Origin of the sequence: Streptomyces sp. NPDC057137, assembly GCF_042670825.1 — a bacterium.
Taxonomy (GTDB): Bacteria; Actinomycetota; Actinomycetes; order Streptomycetales; family Streptomycetaceae; genus Streptomyces.
Genome location: NZ_JBHUUW010000139.1, coordinates 1 through 4,144, shown reverse-complemented (window position 1 = coordinate 4,144; position 4,144 = coordinate 1). Strand labels below are relative to the sequence as shown.

Annotated in this window: 4 protein-coding genes; 2 read left to right on the top strand and 2 right to left on the bottom strand. The window is 73.4% G+C overall.

Annotated elements, in window-relative coordinates:
* Positions 1 to 64: 64 nt before the first annotated feature.
* The gene (locus ACFT9I_RS40160) at positions 65 to 1,159 is read right to left on the bottom strand and encodes a bifunctional succinyldiaminopimelate transaminase/glutamate-prephenate aminotransferase (protein WP_382572844.1); all 1,095 of its coding nucleotides are present in this window, start codon (positions 1,157 to 1,159) and stop codon (positions 65 to 67) included.
* Positions 1,160 to 1,267: 108 nt separating this feature from the next.
* Entirely contained in the window at positions 1,268 to 1,594 is a 327-nt protein-coding gene (gene fdxA, locus ACFT9I_RS40155; RefSeq protein WP_189111520.1) for a ferredoxin, read from the bottom strand.
* 139 nt (positions 1,595 to 1,733) lie between these two features.
* Here fdxA and ACFT9I_RS40150 point away from each other — a divergent pair, with 139 nt between their 5' ends.
* On the top strand, positions 1,734 to 2,738 hold the full coding sequence (locus ACFT9I_RS40150; protein WP_382572842.1) for a GNAT family N-acetyltransferase: 1,005 nt from the start codon (positions 1,734 to 1,736) through the stop codon (positions 2,736 to 2,738).
* A 17-nt stretch (positions 2,739 to 2,755) separates the two neighbouring features.
* Complete coding sequence (locus tag ACFT9I_RS40145) at positions 2,756 to 3,601, top strand: tetratricopeptide repeat protein (protein ID WP_382572841.1); 846 nt, start codon at positions 2,756 to 2,758, stop codon at positions 3,599 to 3,601.
* The last annotated feature ends 543 nt before the right edge of the window (positions 3,602 to 4,144 follow it).

Here is a 4,144-nt window from a genome sequence, read left to right as displayed (position 1 = left end):
GTTCGTACTCCCCGGGCCCCTTCGTGTGTGCGTCGTGCCGTCCGACGGGCACGCCCGCCGCCGCTCAGCCGAGCCGCTTGACGGCGGCCTCCACGCGTTCGTCGGTCGCCGTGAGGGCCACGCGTACGAAACGGTCGCCGGCGGGCCCGTAGAAGTCCCCGGGCGCCACCAGAACGCCCAGCTCCGCCAGATGGGCCACCGTCCGCCAGCACGGCTCGTCACGGGTCGCCCAGAGGTACAGGCTCGCCTCGCTGTGCTCGATCCGGAAGCCGTGGCCCTCCAGGGCCGCGCGCAGGGCGGTGCGGCGGGCCGCGTACCGCGCGCGCTGCTGGGCCACATGGGTGTCGTCGCCCAGCGCCGCGACGGTCGCCGCCTGCACCGGGGCCGGCGTCATCATGCCGCCGTGCTTGCGGATCTGGAGCAGCTCGCCCAGGACGGCCGCGTCGCCCGCGAGGAAGGCCGCGCGGTAGCCGGCCAGGTTGGAGCGCTTGGAGAGCGAGTGGACGGCCACGACGCCCTCGTACGAGCCGCCGCAGACGTCCGGGTGGAGTACGGAGACGGGCTCGGCCTCCCAGCCGAGTTCCAGGTAGCACTCGTCGCTGAAGAGCAGCACGCCGTGCTCACGCGCCCAGGCGACGATCCGGGTCAGTTCGGCCTTGTCCAGGACCCGGCCGGTCGGGTTCGACGGCGAGTTCAGCCAGAGCAGCTTCAGGCCCGCCGGGTCGAGTTCGGTCGGGTCTTCGTAGGAGACGGGCTCCGCGCCGCACAGCCGGGCGCCCACCTCGTACGTCGGGTAGGCCAGCCGCGGATGGGCGACCCGGTCGCCGGCGCCGAGACCGAGCTGGGTCGGCAGCCAGGCCACCAGCTCCTTGGAGCCGACCACCGGGAGGACGTTGGTGTGCGCGACGTCGCGCGCGCCGAGCCGCCGTTCGACCCAGCCCGTCAGCGCGTCGCGCAGCTCGGCCGTGCCCCACACCGTGGGATAGCCGGGCGAGTTCGCCGCGGCGACCAGGGCCCGCTGGATCAGGTCGGGGACCGGATCGACCGGGGTCCCGACGGACAGATCCACGATGCCGTCCGGATGGGCGGCCGCTGTCGCCTTGTAGGGCTCCAGCTTGTCCCAGGGGAAGACCGGAAGTCGCGAAGAGACTGCGGACACGGTGCTCACTTTCTCGGCAGTGCTCATGGGCCGCCCACTTGTCGGTACGACGGGGAAACACCTCGGCCCCGTACGGCGAGCTGCCGTACGGGACCGGGGTCGCTCTGGTCAGTCGTTCTGAGGCTGAGGCGGCAGTGCGGCGATGAAGGGGTGGTCGCGCTCGATGAGACCGAGCTTGGACGCGCCACCGGGGGAACCGAGTTCGTCGAAGAACTCCACGTTCGCCTTGTAGTAGTCCTTCCACTCCTCCGGAGTGTCGTCCTCGTAGAAGATTGCCTCGACCGGGCAAACCGGCTCACAGGCGCCACAGTCGACGCATTCGTCCGGGTGGATGTACAAGGACCGGGAGCCCTCGTAGATGCAGTCGACCGGGCACTCTTCGATGCACGCCTTGTCCTTGAGATCCACACAAGGCTGCGCGATGACGTAGGTCACGCTGTCGTTCCTCCTCGATAGGGCGCGGCGGGCCATCTGCGGCTCCGTCCACGGGCGCGCGGGAGCGCGGCGTCGTCGATGCCCGCACCTAGTATCTCCGTTCCTGGGCACGATCCGCACAGGAGGGGCGCACAGAGCTGTGGAATTCACAACCGGAGGACGGCTGGAGGTCCGGATCACCCCCGCCGACGTGGGAAAACGCGTGTCTGTCCGCCGTTTGACCGGCGCCGTCGACGGCGCGGAGAAGTTCACCGACACGGTCGGTGTTCTCACATCCTGGGACGACAATGTGGTCCTCATCACACGACGCACCGGAGAGACCGTCCGGATAGCGGAATCCTCGCTCGTCGCGGGCAAGGTCGTCCCGGCCGCGCCGGCCCGGCGCCGGGGTCCCGCCGCCTCCTTCCGGGAGCTGGCCCGGGTGGCCGCGCGCGCGTGGCAGCCGGTGGAACGGGAGGCGCTCGGCGAGTGGGAACTGCGGGCGTCCGCCGGATTCACCCGGCGCGCCAACTCGGTGCTGCCGCTGGGCGAGCCGGGAATGCCCCTGGACGAGGCTCTGGAGCACGTACGGCGCTGGTACGACCTGCGAGGGCTGCCCGCGTACATCCAGACGGCCACGGGCGCGGAGGGGACGCAGGAGCTGCTCTGCACGGAGCTCGAGGCACGGGGCTGGCGGCGGGAGGTCACGGCCGAGCTGCGCGTCGGCGCGCTGGCGCCACTGGTGGACGGGGCGCCGGACGCCGACTCCGCCGCGCGCGTGCGGCTCGACCGGACCTGCGACGAGTCGTGGCTCCGCCGCTACCAGCGCTTCGAGGAGCCGGGTCCGCACGTACTGCGGGTGCTCGGCGGTGGGCCGTCCGTGTGGTTCGCGTCGGTCGACGGCGACGACGGGGTGCCGGCCGCGATCGGCCGGTGTGTCGTGGACGGTCGCTGGGCGGGCTTCATGGCCGTCGAGGTCGATCCCGCGCGACGGCGGCAGGGACTGGCGAGCGCGGTGATGCGCGCGCTCGCCGGCCGCGCGCTGGAGGAGGGCGCGTCGGCCGCGTGGCTGCAGGTCGAGTCGGACAACGAGGCGGCGGGCGCCCTGTACGACGGCATGGGCTTCGCCACGCATCACCGGTACCACCACTTCCGAGCCGCGTGAGGAGCGACGGACCGGCCATGGAACCTCAACCGCCCCTGCCCGACCGCCGGAGCCGGTTCGCCGCCGAGGCGCGTGCGGAGCGGCCCGACGTCGCGCTGCTCTGCCTCCTCATCGGTACGGAGGCGGACCCGGCGCTGGACGAGGCCGGGCTCGACGCGGCGCAGATCGAACTCGACCGGCTGGCCGGGATGCTGCCCTTCGGCCTCACCGGCCCGCGCGCCTGGGCCACCGCGCTGGCGGACCTGCTGGGCGCACGCCTCGGCTTCCGGGGCACGCCGGGCGAGTACGGGCGCCTGGAGGCCTCACTGCTGCACGAAGTCCTGCGCCGCAGGCGCGGGTTGCCGATCCTGCTGTCCGTACTGTGGACCGAGGTCGCGCGCCGCGCGGGGGCGCCGGTGTACGGGGTGGCCCTGCCCGGTCACTTCGTCGTCGGCCTCGGGACGCCCGAGGAGCCCGACGAGCGGGTCCTGGTGGACCCGTACGCGGGCGGCAGGCTCCTGACCCCGCGGGACACCGAGACGCTGGTGACGGGGGCGACAGGCGTCCCTCTGGAGCCGTCGATGCTGAGCCCGGCGGAACCGCTCCACGTCGTGGTCCGCATCCTGAACAACATCCGCGCGTGGGCGTCGACGCGCCCGGAACGCGCCGACGTCGCGCTGTGGGGTGTCGAACTCAGCCTCCTGCTCCCGTCCCACCCGGCCCGCCTCCGCTACGAACGCGCCCAACTGCTGGTGCGGCGCGGAGATTTCCTGACGGGGGCGGCGGAGATGGACGAGTACGCGGAGGTGGTGTCGGCGGTGGAACCGTCGACGGCGGAGGCGATCCGCCACAAGGCGCGGGCGGCGCGGGCGATGCTGAACTGAGCGGGGGCCCGTGGCGTTGCCGTGCGGGGGCACGGGGCCGGGTCGGACCGCCGGGTTGCGCTGTGACGCCGAACGCGGGGGCGTGGCCGCCCGGTGGGTCGGGTGACGAGCCGCGTGCGCGGCACGTCAGGCGGTCGCGTACGCGACACGAGGTCCACTGCCACGAAGACGCAGCCCGTCATCACCGGACGGAAGCCTCCGCCGCCGCGCCGGGCCGGATCACCGGGTGGGCCGAACGCGGGAGCACGTACGCCGCATGGCGTTCGGCTGTCGGCGAGCCGGAGCACGGCCGTCCTCCGCGCGGAGGACGGCTCGTGGCCGGGCGTGCCGACCGGGGCCGGCCCAGGTGGGTCGGGTGACCTCGACCGCTGGACCGGACACGTCTGCGCGGCCCGTCCGGCGGGCGCGTACGCGGGACGACGTCCGCCGTCGGCGAGTTGGAGCCCGTCGCCACCCGGCGGCCCGCCCTTGTACCGAACTCCGACACATGGCCGGCCTGTCGGCACACGGCAACGGCCCGCCCTCGCCGCCGGAGTCCGGCGG

What these genes read in the sequence shown, in the direction of transcription:
- ACFT9I_RS40145 (WP_382572841.1), top strand. Translation starts at nt 2,756, where the DNA reads ATGGAACCTCAACCGCCCCTGCCCGACCGCCGGAGCCGGTTCGCCGCC.